The sequence below is a fragment of the Nonomuraea sp. NPDC048881 genome (assembly GCF_040649795.1).
In the GTDB taxonomy this organism is placed as follows: domain Bacteria; phylum Actinomycetota; class Actinomycetes; order Streptosporangiales; family Streptosporangiaceae; genus Nonomuraea.
This window is the reverse complement of the sequence record NZ_JBEZGC010000009.1, coordinates 357487-372896: the sequence shown is the minus strand read 5'-3', so window position 1 is coordinate 372896 and position 15410 is coordinate 357487. Positions and strand designations below refer to the sequence as shown.

At 74.0% G+C, this 15410-nt stretch carries 14 protein-coding genes and 1 riboswitch; of the genes, 9 read left to right on the top strand and 5 right to left on the bottom strand.

Going from position 1 to position 15410, the window contains the following annotated elements; genetic code table 11:
- Positions 1–58 precede the first annotated feature (58 nt).
- Positions 59–1501 (top strand): hypothetical protein, encoded by a 1443-nt coding sequence (locus AB0C33_RS31345; RefSeq protein ID WP_358294137.1) that lies wholly within the window; start codon positions 59–61, stop codon positions 1499–1501.
- A gap of 58 nt (positions 1502–1559) precedes the next feature.
- Here the strand turns inward: AB0C33_RS31345 and AB0C33_RS31340 are convergent, their stop codons facing one another.
- The 4 genes from AB0C33_RS31340 to AB0C33_RS31325 all read right to left on the bottom strand — a co-directional run bounded on the left by AB0C33_RS31340 (position 1560) and on the right by AB0C33_RS31325 (position 4649).
- Positions 1560–2072, bottom strand: a complete 513-nt coding sequence (locus AB0C33_RS31340) for an ATP-binding cassette domain-containing protein (protein WP_358294302.1) — start codon at positions 2070–2072, stop codon at positions 1560–1562.
- A 263-nt stretch (positions 2073–2335) separates the two neighbouring features.
- The gene (locus AB0C33_RS31335) at positions 2336–3925 is read right to left on the bottom strand and encodes a PH domain-containing protein (protein WP_358294136.1); all 1590 of its coding nucleotides are present in this window, start codon (positions 3923–3925) and stop codon (positions 2336–2338) included.
- A complete protein-coding gene (locus AB0C33_RS31330; protein ID WP_358294135.1) occupies positions 3922–4413 on the bottom strand; it encodes a PH domain-containing protein in 492 nt (163 codons plus the stop codon). Before AB0C33_RS31330 ends, AB0C33_RS31335 begins: the two co-directional genes overlap by 4 nt.
- Positions 4410–4649, bottom strand: a complete 240-nt coding sequence (locus AB0C33_RS31325) for a hypothetical protein (RefSeq protein ID WP_358294134.1) — start codon at positions 4647–4649, stop codon at positions 4410–4412. The genes AB0C33_RS31330 and AB0C33_RS31325 overlap by 4 nt, the downstream gene beginning before the upstream one ends.
- 111 nt (positions 4650–4760) lie before the next feature.
- On the opposite strand from AB0C33_RS31325, the gene AB0C33_RS31320 reads away from it, so the two are divergent.
- Both AB0C33_RS31320 and AB0C33_RS31315 read left to right on the top strand, forming a co-directional pair.
- Positions 4761–5978, top strand: coding sequence for a histidine kinase (locus tag AB0C33_RS31320; RefSeq protein ID WP_358294133.1), 1218 nt, complete (start codon positions 4761–4763; stop codon positions 5976–5978).
- Positions 5979–5998: 20 nt separating this feature from the next.
- On the top strand, positions 5999–6655 hold the full coding sequence (locus tag AB0C33_RS31315) for a response regulator transcription factor (RefSeq protein ID WP_358294301.1): 657 nt from the start codon (positions 5999–6001) through the stop codon (positions 6653–6655).
- Here AB0C33_RS31315 and AB0C33_RS31310 read toward each other — a convergent pair.
- Entirely contained in the window at positions 6645–7724 is a 1080-nt protein-coding gene (locus AB0C33_RS31310; protein ID WP_358294132.1) for a phosphotransferase family protein, read from the bottom strand. The two genes, AB0C33_RS31315 and AB0C33_RS31310, sit on opposite strands and share 11 nt — an antisense overlap.
- A 144-nt stretch (positions 7725–7868) precedes the next feature.
- On the opposite strand from AB0C33_RS31310, the gene AB0C33_RS31305 reads away from it, so the two are divergent.
- The 6 genes from AB0C33_RS31305 (at position 7869) to AB0C33_RS31280 (ending at position 15410) form a co-directional block, all read left to right on the top strand.
- The gene (locus AB0C33_RS31305) at positions 7869–9191 is read left to right on the top strand and encodes an NYN domain-containing protein (RefSeq protein ID WP_358294130.1); all 1323 of its coding nucleotides are present in this window, start codon (positions 7869–7871) and stop codon (positions 9189–9191) included.
- A 132-nt stretch (positions 9192–9323) separates the two neighbouring features.
- The gene (locus tag AB0C33_RS31300; RefSeq protein ID WP_358294128.1) at positions 9324–10250 is read left to right on the top strand and encodes an NlpC/P60 family protein; all 927 of its coding nucleotides are present in this window, start codon (positions 9324–9326) and stop codon (positions 10248–10250) included.
- Between the two features lie 350 nt (positions 10251–10600).
- Positions 10601–10762, top strand: a riboswitch (cyclic di-AMP (ydaO/yuaA leader).
- Between the two features lie 130 nt (positions 10763–10892).
- A complete protein-coding gene (locus AB0C33_RS31295) occupies positions 10893–11375 on the top strand; it encodes a C40 family peptidase (protein WP_358294126.1) in 483 nt (160 codons plus the stop codon).
- 206 nt (positions 11376–11581) lie between these two features.
- Entirely contained in the window at positions 11582–12415 is an 834-nt protein-coding gene (locus AB0C33_RS31290) for a hypothetical protein (protein WP_358294124.1), read from the top strand.
- A gap of 11 nt (positions 12416–12426) precedes the next feature.
- Positions 12427–14319, top strand: coding sequence for a M48 family metalloprotease (locus AB0C33_RS31285; protein WP_358294122.1), 1893 nt, complete (start codon positions 12427–12429; stop codon positions 14317–14319).
- On the top strand, positions 14316–15410 hold the full coding sequence (locus AB0C33_RS31280; RefSeq protein WP_358294120.1) for a glycosyltransferase family 4 protein: 1095 nt from the start codon (positions 14316–14318) through the stop codon (positions 15408–15410). Before AB0C33_RS31285 ends, AB0C33_RS31280 begins: the two co-directional genes overlap by 4 nt.

The window sequence follows — 15410 nt, the reverse complement described above, 5'->3', positions numbered from 1 at the left end:
GTGGGGGCCGCCGTCGGGGCCGCAGTGGGGGCCGCCGCCGGAGCCGCCCACGGGGCCGATGGGCGGCCCGCCCGCCGGTCGGCCCGGACGCCGCCCGGCGTGGTTGCTGCCCACCCTCGCCGCGGCCCTGGTGGTGGTCGTGGCCGGCGGCGGCGTGGGGGCCTACCTGCTGCTGTCCGGCAAGGGCGGCGGCGGGACGGCCGCCGGGCCGTCGTCGTCGGCGGCGCGGTCCGTGGCGCCGGCCGCCGCCGCGCCCGGCCCGGACGCCTGCTCGATGCTGCCCGCGGACGAGGCCGAACGGCTGGCGCCCGGCGCGACGGTGACCAAGTCCTCCAGGGACTCCGACTACACCGTCGCCTTCACCTGCAACTGGCAGAACCAGCGCATCTCGTTCGGCGAGTTCTGGCGCAGCAGGGAGATCGACGTCAGGATCGAGCAGCACAAGGGCGAGGGCGCCAAGACCGGCCGCTCGATGGCCCAGAACTCCTACGAGATGGACTACCGCGGCGCCAAGTACGGAGCCACCGCCAAGCCCTCGCTCGACCCCGACGAGAAGGAGTACGTCTCCCCGGTCAAGGACGTCACCGGCGTCGGCGAGGGGGCGTTCGCCCAGTACACCTGGCGGCGCGACGGCAAGCTGCTGTGGTACTCCTTCGGCCAGGCCCACGCCCAGGTCGGGGACATGACGATCCGGGTCAAGTTCCAGGCCGGGCAGCAGCGCAAGGACGCGCAGATCCTGTCCAACGAGAGCACCAGGTCCATCACCGAGGAGAACGCGATCCGCGAGGTCAGCGGCCTGATCGCGTACTTCGCCAAGGGCGTGGCCGCCTGGCAGGCGCAACACCCCGGCGTGCTGGCCAAGGCCGACCAGGCCCCGGCCACCCAGAGCCCGGCCGCCCGCCCGACGCCCTCGCCCACGGAGCTGGCCGCCTTCCCGCCCGCCTGCCAGGCCGTCACGGAGGCCGCCACCCGCCTGGTGCCGAAGCCCACCACGAGGGCGCGCGCCACCGAGTCGGGCAACGACGACGAGACCGAGTGCCGCTGGCTCAACCTCGACCTGCCGGGCACGGCCGGGAACGTCAGGATCCGCAGCATGCTGATCACCACCCACCGCTTCACCAACCGGGCGGGCGCGATCGACCCGGGCGCGGCCAAGGCGTACTACGCCGGCGAGTACGGCGGCGACAGGAAGACCGCCGAATCGTCCATCGGCGGCATCACGTGGGGCGAGCTGCGCGACATCGAGGGGCTCGGCGAGCAGGCCTACGGCCAGTTCGTGCAGACCAGGCAGGGAGAGGTGTCGGCCTCCAGCGGCACGGTGATCGCGCGTACCGGCGCGCTGGTGGTCAGGGTCGACTACTCCGGCGCCGAGCGGCCCAAGGGCGAGCCGGCGAACTCGCCCAAGGCCCGGCTCATGCCCCGCAAGGAGGCGCAGGACGGCGCGCTCGCCCTGGCCAGGGCATACCTGGCCGAGCTGGCCAAGCAGCCGGCCGGAAGCTGATCCCGCGCGGCGAACCCCAGGGCGCGGACGTGGGGGCGTGGGCCTCAGGGCGCGGGCGTCAGGCGGCCCGCACGCGAGCGTCAGGAGTCGTTCGACGCGGATGCCACGCAGGAGCAGCTCCGACACCGCCCCCGCGACCAGCAGGCTGACCAGCAGGGCCGCGCCGACGACGAGTGCGACCGGCACCGCAGCGACCCCGTGCGGCAGCGGCGGCGTGCCCGGCGGCACGGTCAACTGCGGGATGCGGCCCAGCGCCACCTTGGTCGCCGTCAGCCCGGCGGCGAGCCCGGCCAGCGTGCCGGCGGCCACCGTGACCACCTGCTCCAGCAGCTGCCACGCCGACGGCCTCCTTCGGCGGGCGGCCCGCGGCCCGCAGGGCGACCTCGACGTTCTCGGCGGCCGTGAGCAGGCTCAGCAGGCCGTGGGACTGGAAGACCAGCGCCAGCTCGGCGCGCAGGGCGGGCTGCTCGTCGAGGGGAACGCCCCTGACCATCACCCTCCCCTTGGCGGGCGGCAGCAGCCCGGCCAGCGTGGTGAGCAGGGTGGTCTTGCCCGAGCCCGACGGGCCCATCAGCGCCACCCGCTCACCCGGGGCCAGCTCCAGGGTGAGGTCTTCGATGATCGTGCGTCCGCCGGCGCGGCAACTCAGCGCTCGGCACGACAACGCCGGTCCTGGCACCACGCGGGGATCATCCTCCTGGCGGGCGATCTACGTCAACGGTCAACAAGGCTGCAACTCGGTTGCAAGCGCGACAAATAGCGTATTGACCAGAAAGCCGCCGGGCCGCGCGATCACGGCTTGTCCGCTACAGGGGCATGGGCAACCGTGGTGGATCACGCGGCCTGCCGCCCGCCGCCCTGTCCGTCGCCCTGCCCGTCGCCCTGCCCGCCGGTCAGGAACGGCTCCAGCAGGCCCGGCACCGCGCGTGCCGCCAGGTCGAGCCCGTCGCCGCGGCCTACGTCCAGGACCTCGTAGTGGCCGCCGCCCGCGGCCGTGCAGGCCGAGACGGTCAGCAGGCCCGAGCGCCGCTGGAAGAACGACTGCCGGAACGTCCAGCCGGTGATGCCGGCCCGGTCCAGCGCCACCGTACGGCGGACGAGCGCGCCGCGGCGCGTGACCAGGTGCCGCGGGCCCAGCGCGTGACCGAGAGCGCGCCGGCTCTCGGCGGCCAGCCACAACCCCACCGGGAGCGCCAGGACGGGCGCCGCCCACACCCACGCGCGCGGCCACGACGCGGGCAGCAGCCACCAGACGAGCCCCGCGCCCGCCGTCAGCACGACGGTGGCCACCAGCGCCCGCACGACCCGCCGCCGCCCGGCCGCCACCGGATGCACGACCAAAGACGCGACCCCCGCGCCGATCCCCGCCCCCGCGCCGATCCCCGCCCCCGCGCCGATCCCCGGGCCTGTCCCGGCGCCCGCCGTCGTGTTCGCGATCGCGGCGGCGACGCGGGTGGCTTCGGCGCGGGGGAGCGGCGGGGTGAGGGCGGCCACGTCCTCGGTCTCGTCCTCCGTCTTGGCCAGGCCGGTCGCGACGGCCTTGACCCGGGCGCCGCCGCCCAGCCGCAGCAGCAGCGGCTCGCTGATCTCGACGCCGCGCAGCCGCCGTTCCTCCAGGGTCAGCGAACGCGTGGTCAGCAGCCCGCGGCGCAGCCTGAGCCGGCCGGGCTCGCGTTCCAGGCGGTAGCGGCCCCAGGACTCGGCGTACAGCAGGAACGCGCCGAGCGCGCCGACGGCCGCGTTGAGCGCCAGGACCAGCGGGACGGCTAGCCACGGCTGCGCGCTCACCCAGCCCCACAGGCCGCTCGCCGCCCGGTCGGTGAAGTCCTTGAGCCCGACGGCGCCGAGCCCCTTGTAGGCCGCGCCCAGGACCACCGCCGCCCCGGTGAACGTCCAGACCGACAGGGGCGCGTACCGGATCCACGACCAGCGCAGCTCGGCCAGGGGACCGTCCTCGGGCGCGGGCGCGTCCTGGGGCAGCAGCGTGCGGCGCAGCATCTCGGCCGAGTGCCGGTCGAGGGCGTCCAGCACCAGCTCCGAGCCCTCGGCCGCGCGCTCGCCGGTGCCGACCTTGACCACGGTCAGGCCGAACGCCCGGCGCACCGGGTCGGCGCGCAGGTCCACGCTGCGCACCCGGTCCAGCGGGACCGCGCGGTGCTGCCGCACGGTCACGCCCGAGCGCAGTTCGAGCCGGTCGGACGTGAGCCGCCAGGCGGTCGTCCGCAGCCGGGCCGCCTCGTAGGCCACCGCCCCCGCCACGATCAGCACGGCGGCCCCCGCGCACGCGGCGACGACGCCGCCCGCCTCCCAGTCCCGGCCCACCAGGAACCGCGCCAGCGCGGCCACGGCGCCGGCCGCGAACGCCAGCGACCTGGCGGCCGCGTTCCACAGGCCCCGGCCCGACAGCCGCTGCCAGCCGGTCACGTCGCGTCCCCGGGCGTCGCCTGGGTGCGCGCGGTGAGCCGTTCGGCCAGGTCCGCGGCGAGCCGGTGGTCCAGCGCCGTGATCTTGACGGCTCCGGCGGAGGAGGCGGTGGTCACGGTGACGTCGGCCAGCCCGAACAGCCGCTGCACCGGCCCCCGCTCGGTGTCGACCCGCTGGATCCGCGACATCGGCGCCACCTTCCACGTGTGCGTCAGCCAGCCCTGGCGGACGTAGACCGCCTCCTCGGTGACCTCCCACCGCTGCACCCGGTAGGCCGCCCGCGGCTCGGCCAGCGCCACCAGCAGGCACGCCGCCGCGAACGCCACCGCCGCCACCCCCAGCCCCGGCGTGCGCGGCGTGAACACCAGGTACGCGCCCACGGCCGCCGCCGCCACGGGGACCATGAGGACGAGCCGCTGCACCGTCCACCACGCCACCGCCCGGCGGTCGGGACGGTGCCGCGGCGGACGCAGCGCGGTCCCGCTCATCGGCCCTCCTCCGCCCCGCCGGCCGTCCGCCCGGCCGCGCCGGCCACCGAGAGCAGCGCGAACCCCAGCACGCCGATCACGACGGCCGCGAAGACCTCGTAACCGTCGAGGAAGGGCAGCACATTGACGACGAGCAGGCCGTGCGCCCACCCCCACCAGCCGAACAGCGTGTTGAGCAGCCCGCCGACCCCCTGCAGGATCAGCAGCCAGCCGAACACCTCCACCACCGCTTTCATGCCGTCCACACTCGCCGCCGCGGCGGCCCGCCCGCCTCGGCCATCGGTCTGCGGCGACACCGACTTTGGTCGCTGTCGCCGGCTCCCGCGCAGGGCATAACCTCGACGAATGTGAGGGAACTGCGGGGGGAGGGCGATCCGGCCCTGGAATACCGGTGGGCGTTGCCGTCCACGCTGCTCGGCGACGGGCGCGGGGGCCGGGTGCGGCGCTCGACCCTCGACTGGGTCTCCGACATCGCGCTGTTCCTGCTGGCCTGCGGCGTGACGTTCATCAGCCTGGAGGAGATCAGGAACGAGCCCGAGCCGCTGCTGGCCGTCGAGCAGATCGTGGGGGCGCTGGCGTGCGCGGGGGTGTGGCTGCGGCGGCGCTGGCCGGTGGGGTTCGCGCTGGTGACGATCCTGCTGTCGTCCTATCTGGAGCTGGTCGGCGGGGCCTCGCTGGTGGCGCTGTTCACCGTGGCGGTGCACCGGCCGTTCAAGGTGTCGGGGCCCGTCACGCTGCTGGCGCTGGTCACCCTGGCCCCGTACGTGCTGCTGCGGCCCCAGGAGGACCTGACGCCGCTGTGGGGGGCGGCGTTCGGGGTCACGATCGTGCTGACCATCTACGCCTGGGGCATCGTCATCCGGGCCAGGCGGCAGCTCGTCTGGTCGCTCAGGCAACGGGCCGAGACCGCCGCCGAGGACGCCAAGCGGCTCGAACGCGAGCGCATCGCCCGCGAGATGCACGACGTGCTGGCCCACCGCATCTCGATGCTCAGCCTGCACGCCGGGGCGCTGGAGTTCCGTCCCGACGCGCCCGCCGAGGACGTCGCCAGGGCCGCCGGCGCGATCAGGAGCAACGCCCACCTGGCGCTCCAGGACCTGCGCGAGGTGATCGGCGTGCTCCGCCACACCCCGCCGGGGGCCGCCGACCCGGTGCCCGACCGGCCGCAGCCGACGCTCGCCGACCTGCCCGCGCTGGTCGAGGAGTGCCGCCAGGCCGGCATGGACGTCCGCCTCGACCTGGGCGCGGCCGACGGCGTCCCGGCCGGGGCGGGCCGCAACGTCTACCGCATCGTGCAGGAGGCGCTCACCAACGCGCGCAAGCACGCGGACGGCGCGCCGGTGGCCGTGGCCGTGGCGGGCGAGCCGGGCGAGGGGGTCTCGGCCGAGGTGCGCAACCCGGTGTGGTCGCGGCACGGGCCGCGCATGCCGGGGGCGGGCGCCGGGCTCATCGGGCTGACCGAACGGGCCGAGCTGGCCGGCGGCCGGCTGGAGCACGGCGTGACCGGCGGCGAGTTCCGGGTACGCGCCTGGCTGCCGTGGCCGCCGGAGCAGGACGGGGAGTGACGTTGACCGACGGAGGGCAGATGGACGCGCCGATCAGGGTGCTGATCGTGGACGACGACGCGATGGTGCGGGCCGGGCTGTCGATGATCCTCGGCGGGGCCGCGGACATCGAGATCGTGGGCGAGGCGGCCGACGGGGCCGAGGTGCCGCCGCGGGTGGCCGAGCACCGGCCGCACATCGTCCTGATGGACATCCGCATGCCGGGCGTCGACGGGCTCACCGCGACCGAGGCGCTGCGCCGCACCGCCTCGCCGCCCGAGGTCGTGGTGCTGACCACGTTCCACGCCGACGCCCAGGTCGTGCGGGCGCTGCGCGCGGGGGCGGCCGGGTTCCTGCTGAAGGACATCCCGCCGGGCGATCTGGTCGACGCCGTCAGGCGGGTGGCCGCGGGGGAGCCGATCCTGTCGCCGGCGGTGACCCGGCAGCTCATCTCGCACGTGTCCGACGGGGGCAGCCGCGACCGCACCGAGCGGGCGCGGGGGCTGCTCGGCCGGCTGAGCGAGCGGGAGCGCGAGGTCGCGCTGGCCGTGGGGCAGGGCAGGTCGAACGCCGAGATCGGGCGGGAGCTGTTCATGAGCGTGCCCACGGTCAAGGCGCACGTCTCGCGCATCCTGACCAAGCTCGACCTGAACAACCGGGTGCAGATCGCGCTGCTGGTCTACGACGCTAGCGGGTGAGCAGCTCCTCGATGGCGGCCCGGTGGAGCACCAGGTCGTCGGGGTCGTCCGGCATGGGCTGCTCGCCGAAGTGGATCCTGCGCTGCCACACCCGGGCCATGATGACGCCGTGGCGGAGGGCGGCGTACATCTCGTAGAAGTCGAGGTCGCGGGGCTCGTAGCCAGTTATTTCGCAATATTTCTGGCAAACGTCGTCGCGGCGCATGAAGTCCGGCATGCCGGGCAGGCCCATCGTCACCGCGAGGTCCTGGAAGAAGCGGTGCAGGAAGATCATCCAGGAGAGGTCCAGCTCGCGCGGGCCCACGGCGGCCATCTCCCAGTCGAGCACCGCCACCGGCGTGAAGTCGCGGTACATCACGTTGCCGATCCTGGCGTCGCCCCAGGTCAGGACGTCGGGGCCGGGGTCGTCCGGCCAGTGTGAGCCGAGCCAGTCGAAGGCCCGCTCCAGCACGGGGATCGGCCGGGCGCCGTGCGCCCACCGGTAGTAGGCGCGCTGGGCCTCGACGTGCGCGCGCAGGCCGTCCGTGCCGCCGGGGGCGAGCGGGCCGAGCACCGCGACGTCCTGCCCGGTGTACGGCGTCTCGTGCAGCGCCGCCACGAGCCCGACGCTCGCCTCCTGCAGCCGCCGCCGGTCGCCGGGGGAGGCGTCGTGCAGCCAGCCCCCGAACGTGTACGGCATGACGTCCGGCGGCACGTCGCCCTCGGCCCGCTCCATGACGAAGAACGGCGTCCCGAGCGGCGCGGGGTCGGGCTCGAACCAGAGCGGTCTCGGCGCTGGGATCCCAGCTTTCTCCCTGGCCAGCCGCATGACCTCGAACTGGGCCCGCAGATCGTAGGAGGGGAACACCGGAACGGCTTCCGCCGCAGGTGCGAGCCTGGCCACGCACCGCCGGGTCCCGGCGGCCCAGGTGGCGGTGAAGAACAGCGTCTCGCTCGACATGCCGTTGCCGGAGGGCCGCGACAGCTCCGACACCGTGGCGTCCCCGCCGACCCGTCCGCGCAGCCAGCGGGACGCCCGCTCGCGCAGTTCCGCCAGGTCACGCGTGGACGTGCGCATCTGTTCCGTCACCGCTCACCTCCAGGCCGCACCGCTGCCCCGGCTCAGTCGTATACCCCCTACCAAGCGCTTGTCTAGGTTCAAGGGACCGTTACGGTCAGGTACGCAAGAGCCGTACCCTTGTCTGAAAGGGCATGTCACGAAGGGACAAGTGGGATGAGTTCAGCGGGTGAAGGCCTGTCTCGCCCGCTTCCCGAGCAGGTGCGCCTCAACGTCGTCGACCTGGCCGCGCAGGTTCTCGGCACGATGCCCGCCGTCTCCGTGCCGCCGCCGCTGCGCGGCATCGCGAAGTTCGACCCGCGCAAGCGCGCCAAGCTGGGCAGCGCGCCGATCGCCGCGCAACTGGAGAACGACAAGAAGTTCCGCGAACTGGTCGCGGAGTCAGTCGCCGCCGGATGGCCCGAGCTGGTCGCCGCGCTGGCCGAGGGCAGTGTGCCGCCCGCCGCCGACCCCGTGCTGGTGGCTGCCGCAGCCTATCTCACCAGGCCCCCCGGCTGGGCGGAGATGATCGAAACCGCCCGCGCCGACCTGGAGCAGTCCGCCGTGGCGGCCGAGGGGTCCGAGCGCGAGGAGGCGGTGACGCGGCTGCGCGAGCAGCTCGCCGCGCAGAAGACCGCCGCCAAGGAGGAGGCCGACCGGCTGCGCGAGCAGATCAAGGCGGCCCGCGCCGAGAACTCCGACCTGCGGCGCAAGCTCCACGACGCCCGCGAGCGGGCCAAGGCCGCCACCCGCAGGGCCGAGGAGATGGAACAGGCCGCCGACGACGCCCGGCACGCCGCCTCCGCCGCCGGCAACGCGGGCGAGGCCGAGCTGCGCCGCCTGCGCGAGCGCCTGGCCGACGTGGAGCGGCAGCTCGAAGCCTCCCGCCGGGCCGCCCGCGAGGGCCGCAGCATCGAGGACGCCCGCATCAGGGTGCTGCTCGACGCCCTTCAGGACGCCTCGGCCGGGCTGCGCAGGGAGCTGGCGCTGCCCACCACGATCAGCAGGCCCGCCGACTCGGTCGCGGCCAGCACCGGCGAGCGTCCCGGAGTGCGCGGGGTGCCCGCGCGGGCCCTGGCCGACGACGACCCGCAGCTCCTCGACCAGCTCCTGGCGCTGCCGCAGGTCCACCTGATCATCGACGGCTACAACGTCACGAAGACCGGCTACGGCACGCTCACCCTCGCCGACCAGCGCAACCGGCTGATGACCGGCCTCGGCGGGCTGGTCGCCCAGACCCGGGTCGAGGTGACGGTGGTCTTCGACGGCGCCGAACTCAACGCGCCGGTGCAGGTGGTGGCGCCGCGCGGGGTGCGGGTGCTGTTCAGCGCGCCGGGGGAGATCGCCGACGACCTGATCCGCCAGCTCGTCCGGGCCGAGCCGCCCGGCCGGGCCATGGCCGTCGTCTCCTCCGACCGCGAGGTCGCCGAGTCCGTACGCCGGATGGGTGCCAGACCGGTTCCGTCCGGTCTGCTGCTGCGCCGGTTGGGCCGCGCATAAGTTACGAATTAGCACTATTGGCGAGACCCCACCCGCCACTTCTGTACTATTTCGCCCCAGGTGTAATCCCTGGGAGGCGACGCTGTGAGGTTTGGCCGGGTGACGGTGGCCGCGGGTCTCGCGATCGGACTGATGACGGTCCCGATGGGTGCGGCGCTCGCTGATCCCAAGCCCACCCTCAAACAGGCCAAGGCCAAGCTGGAGAAGCTGAACGACAAGGCCGACAAGGTCGTCGACCGGTACAACACGGCGACCGAGAACTACAAGAAGGCCAAGGACGCCTACACCAGGCTCAACGACCGCTACAAGCAGAAGCTGCAGACGGTCGCCGACCTCCGCGCCGAGATCATCAGGGTGGCGGTGGACTCCTACAAGCTGGGCGGGGACGTCACCTCCCTGCCCGGCATGGTCGGCGTCGACGACCCCGAGAACCTGCTGGCCGGGCTGGCCATGGCCGGGCAGCTCTCGCGCGAGCGGCTGGAGAAGCTGGCCGCCTTCGACCGCGAGAACAAGGGGCTCAAGGCCGAGCGCGACAACGCCGAGACCGCGCTCGCCGACGCCGACAAGGAGCGGGACGCCGTCCAGCGGGAGCGGGCCGAGGTGCTGAAGCTGGTCGGCCAGCAGAAGAAGCTCCTGGACAAGCTGGGGGCCTACAACCCGGGCAACCCCAACAGCACCGGCATCAAGTACACCGGTCCCGCCTCGGGCAGCGCGGCGGCCGTCCTGAACTTCGCCTTCGCCCAGGTGGGCAAGCCGTACATCTACGGGGGCACGGGCCCGCGCGGCTACGACTGCTCAGGGCTGACGCAGGCAGCCTGGCGCGCCGCCGGCGTCTCGCTGCCGCGTACGACGTGGCAGCAGTGGGCCTGGGGCGCGAGCCGGAAGGTGGACCTCAAGGACCTCCAGCCGGGTGACCTCATCTTCAGCGAGGGGCTCGGGCACGTCAGCATCTACGCGGGCGGCGGCAAGATCGTCCATGCGCCGCAGACGGGCGACGTCGTCAAGGTCGTCCGCCTCGCCGACTACGGTCGTCCGCTCGTCGGAGCCATCCGCCCCTGACTCGGTCCCCGCCCGAAATCTCGGGCGGCTTCGGCGTGCCCGTAATCGCTGAGGCGAACGGGACAAACGGGGCGAAAGCGCCCTGACAATCGGGTGTGCCGGGAAGTGTGAGAAGGGTCACAAAGCGGTAACGGAACCCTGAGGTCCAGCAGGGGTTTCACCCTTTACTTGCATCTTTATCTGATCTTTACAGGCCGAGTCTCCCTTTGCCAAATCTTGACCCCTCGGCGTAGTTTCTGGCGTCGCGGTCAGCAAGCCATGCGCACCGCGGATCGACATCGGAACCCCGATGCGGACCAGATGAAAATCCAGCGGTCGCCGCCGATATCCCCGTTCAGGCACAACCATCGGGCGGCGACCTGCCGAGTCCGTGCAGCCAGGAGCACGGAGCCGGGGACCCAAAGATCCCGTAATCCCCCGGGATCAGGGGTGAATCGGCGCGTCTCGCGCCGTAGGGCGACTTCCAGGCCCGAATCCGTCAGCTAACCCGGTAGGCGTTCGTGGAAGACACAAGGAGAAATCCTGTCTACCTCCCTGCATAACCCCCGTCTGTCCCGTCTTGCCCTGAGGGGCGTCGCACTCACGATGACCGTGACGGCCGGAGGTGCGGTTCTCCATGCCGTGCCGGCCGGGGCGCAGACGGTGAGCGAATCGGCCGCCAGGCTCACCGCGGTGTCCAGCACCGCCAAGGCGGCCACTGCGAAGTCGGCCAAGTCGGCGAGGACCGTCAGGTCTGCCAAGTCGGCCAAGGCCGCGCGGCAGGCGTCGAAGGCCCGCAGGGCCGTCGCCGTCGCCAAGCATCAGGTCGGCGACCCGTACCGGTACGGGGCCACGGGCCCTGGTGCGTTCGACTGCTCCGGACTCGTCCAGTACGCCTGGAAGAAGGCCGGGGTACGACTCCCGCGCGTGACGAACAGCCAGTTCGCCCGCATCAAGCGCAAGGTCTCCTGGCGCAATCTCAAGCCGGGCGACCTGATGTTCTTCAACGGGCTGGGCCACGTCGGCATGTACGTCGGCCACGGCAAGATGGTCCATTCGCCGCGGACCGGCGAACGGGTGCGCATCGACAAACTGGGCGGATGGCGTAAGTCGTCGTTCGTCGGCGCGGTGCGTCCCGGCGCGTGACAACGGGCCCCGCCCGGACCCTCCCCGGTCCGGGCCGGGGCCTGTCGCATGCCCGGCCCCGAGCAGGGCCCGGTCCGGCGAAGGGCCCGGCTCCGCGACGGGATCGGTCCGGGCGGAGGGCTCGGCTCCGCGACGGGATCGGTCCGGCGGAGGGCCCGGTCCTCGGGAAGGGGCCGGGAGGGGCGTGGGCCTACTAGCATCGGGCCGTGTCCTCGCAGGTGCGTCCGTCCCTTCGCGGTCCGCGGCTGCTCCTCTCGGTCCTGCTGCTGTCGACGGCGGTGCTCGTGGTCGCCGACGCGCCGCCCGCCGCCGTCCTGCCCGCCGGGGCGCGCGGGTTGTGGAGCGACGGCGGTCAGGTGGCCCGCGGCGCGCGGTCCGTGGTCGTGGGGCACCGCGCAGAGCCCGGCGTGCTCGCCGATCTGGCCCGCCGCGCGGACCTCGCCGGACGGCGGGTGTCCGCGGTGCTCGGCCGGCCGGTGCGCGCGCTGGTCGTCGTGCCGGACTCCGACGCCGAGGCGGCCGGGCTGGCGGGCACGGGCCCGCTGGACGGGCTGGCCGCGGTGGCCGACGGCGCCAGGGTGATCGTCGTGCCCGGCTCGTTCGCCCGGCTCACCCCCACGGGACGCGACGTCGTCCTCACCCATGAGCTCACCCACGTCGCCGCGGGCACCGACCGGCTGCCCGTCTGGCTCTACGAGGGGTTCGCCGACTACGTGGCCTACCGCGACGCCGGGCTCCCCGTCGGGACGGCCGCCGCCGAACTCGCCGCCGACGTAAGGGCCGGCCGGCTGCCGAGCGAGTTGCCCGGACCTGCGGCTTTCGCCCCCACGGCCGCCGATCCCGGACGGCTCGCGCGGGCGTACCAGGAGGCCTGGATGGCGTGTCGCTTCCTCGCAGACCGGTTCGGTGACGGGACCCTGGTACGGCTCTACCGTGATGCCCGCGTGGCCGGCGTCGATCAGGCGCTCGCCTCCGTGGGGCTCACCGCCGAGACGCTGGCGGCACGGTGGCGCGAGTACGTACGAGAGCAGCTCGCGTGAAGGGGAGGCAGATGAGCGAGCGGAACGACCCGCCCCGGGAAGGGGACGAGCCCGCCGGAGCGGTCGCCAGAGGGGCCGACGAGCCCGGCACGGCGGTCGCGGCGGCGCACGGCGGCGGTGTGGCCATCAGGGACGACGGCGCAGACCGGCCCGGCGACGGTGCGCCGCCGGAGCCGTCCGGCACCAACGAGCCCCCCGAGTCCCCGGGCCACCCCGACGACCCGGACTATCCGGACGCCCGCCCCGACGCGGACGCCGACCCCGACACCGAGGACCCCCGTCACCCCCGACCCCCCACCCCCGACGACCGCCCCCACGCGATCCGCGCCGACGCCCCCGCCACCGACGCCCAGACCAGCGCGCAGGCCGCCGAGGACACGGACACCCCCGGCAAGAGCCCCGAGGCCCCCGACGACCCGGGAACGGGCGGCAAGGGCGGCGGCAAGGGCAAGGGCGGCAAGGGCGGCGGCAAGGGCGGCGGCAAGGGCGGCGGCAAGGGCAAGGGCGGCAAAGGCGGAGGCGAGGGCAGGGGCCGTGGCAAGGGCGCGGGCGATCCCGCCACCCCCCTCGCCGAAGGCGTCGAGGCCCGTCCAGGAACCGGCAAGCTGACGGGAACGGCGGAGCACCTGATCGCCCGCCAACGGCAACGCGTGGAATCCCGCTCCAGGCGCGCCGCCGGCGCCGCCCTGGCCCTGGTCGGCGGCGTGATCCTGGCCGTGGTCGCGTTCACCACCCCCTGGCGGGTCCTGGCGGCGGGCGCGCCCGCCGTCGCCCCCGACCCCGCCCGCGACTTCAGCGCCGCCCAGATCGCCAGGGCGCAGGCGTTCGACGCGGCCACCTCCCTGCCCGGCTACATCTCGCTCGGCCTGACGGTGCTGTTCGCCGGGCTGCTGGTCCTGACGCCGTTCGCGGCCAAGGTGCTGGGCGTGCTCAGGGGCCCGTGGTGGGTGCGGGTGGTCCTCGGCGTGGTGGTGCTCACCGCGATCACCGAGGTGCTGAGGTGGCCGCTCGGCATGTGGTTCGAGACGATCCTGCGCGACTACGGCCTGTCCACCCAGGACTGGGCGGGCTGGGCCGCCGACCGGCTCAAGAACACCGGCGTCAGCGTGCTGCTGATGGCCGTCATGCTGCTCGCCCTCGTGGCGCTGGCCCGCAAGGTGCGCCGCTGGTGGATCCCGGCCGCCGTGGGCGCGTTCGCGCTCACCCTCGGCGTGTCGTACGTCTACCCGGTGGTGTTCGAGCCGCTGTTCAACGACTTCACCTCCATGCCGCAGGGCTCGCTGCGGTCGGAGCTGCTCGCCATGGCCGAGCGGGACGGCGTCCCGGTCGAGGACGTGCTGGTCGCCGACGCCTCGCGGCGCACCACGGCGCTCAACGCGTACGTGTCGGGCTTCGGGGCCACCCGCCGGATCGTCGTCTACGACACGCTGCTCAAGGCGCCGGAGTCGGAGGTCGAGCTGGTGGTCGCGCACGAGCTGGGCCACGCCAAGCACGCCGACGTGCTCGACGGCACGCTGCTCGGCGGCCTGCTGGCGGCCTTCGGGGCGATCGGCCTGTTCCTGCTGGTCGGCCCGCTGCGGCGGCGTACGGGGATCGCCTCGGTGGCCGACCCGCGCGCGGTCGGCGTGCTCATGGGGCTGATGACGCTGGCCTCGGTGGTCTCCGACCCGGCCCAGAACCTGGTCACGCGGCACGTGGAGGCGCGGGCCGACGTGCACGCCCTCGACCTCACCAGGGATCCGGTCACGTTCGTCGCGATGCAGAAACGCCTCGCCATAACCAACATTTCCGACTTGTCGCCGGATGCGGTGGAATATGTGCTCTATGCCTCCCATCCCTCCAGCCCCGAGCGCAACGCCCTGGCCCGCTCGTGGGCGAGACTGAACGGCGTCCCCGAACCGTGACCGACGTGGTCTTCGTGACGAACGACTTCCCGCCCAGGCCGGGCGGCATCCAGTCGTTCGTGCACGGACTCGCGCTCCGCACGCCGGGTGTGGCCGTCTACGCCCCCGCCTGGCCGGGATGCGAGGAGTTCGACCGGCGTCAGCCGTACCGGGTCGTCCGGCACCCGACGCGGCTGATGCTGCCCACCCCGGCCGTCGCGCGCAGGGCGGCCGGGCTGGTGGCCGAGCACCGCGCCGAGACCGTCGTCTTCGGCGCGGCCGCGCCGCTCGGCCTGCTCGCGCCCCGCCTGCGCGCGGCGGGCGCGCGGCGGGTGGTGATGCTCACCCACGGCCACGAGGCGTCGTGGGCGGGCGCGCCGGGCTTCCGCTCGGTGCTGCGCAGGATCGGCGCGCACGCCGACGTGGTGACCTACCTGGGCGACTACACGCGGCAGCGCCTGGCCGCGGCGATCCCCCCGCACAAGCTCGTACGCCTGGCGCCCGGCGTCGACGTCGACCAGTTCCATCCGCGGGCCGCCAAGGCGGCGCTGGGCCTCGACGGCCGGCCGGTGGTGGCCTGCGTGTCCCGGCTGGTCCCGCGCAAGGGCCAGGACCAGCTCATCAGGGCCTGGCCCAGGGTGCTGCGCGCGGTGCCGGACGCGGTGCTGCTGCTCGTCGGCGGCGGCCCGTACCGGTCGAGCCTGGAGCGCCTGGCGGGCGGGCACGAGTCGATCAGGTTCACCGGCACGGTCCCCGCCGCGAGCCTGCCCGGCTACTACGCGGCGGCCGACGTCTTCGCGATGCCCTGCCGCACCCGCTGGAACGGCGTGGACGTCGAGGGCCTCGGGATCGTCTTCCTGGAGGCGTCGGCGACCGGCCTGCCGGTGGTCGCGGGCAACTCCGGCGGCGCCCCGGACGCCGTCCGGCCCGGGGAGACGGGCCTCGTCGTGGACGGCGCGGACGTCGCGGACGTCGCCCAGGCCGTCGCCGACCTGCTCTCCGATCCCGCGCGGGCACGCAAGATGGGCGCCCGCGGCCGCGACTGGATCACCCGCGAGTGGACGTGGGAGCAGGTCGCCACCCGCTTCCACGCCCTGCTCCGACCCTCCTGA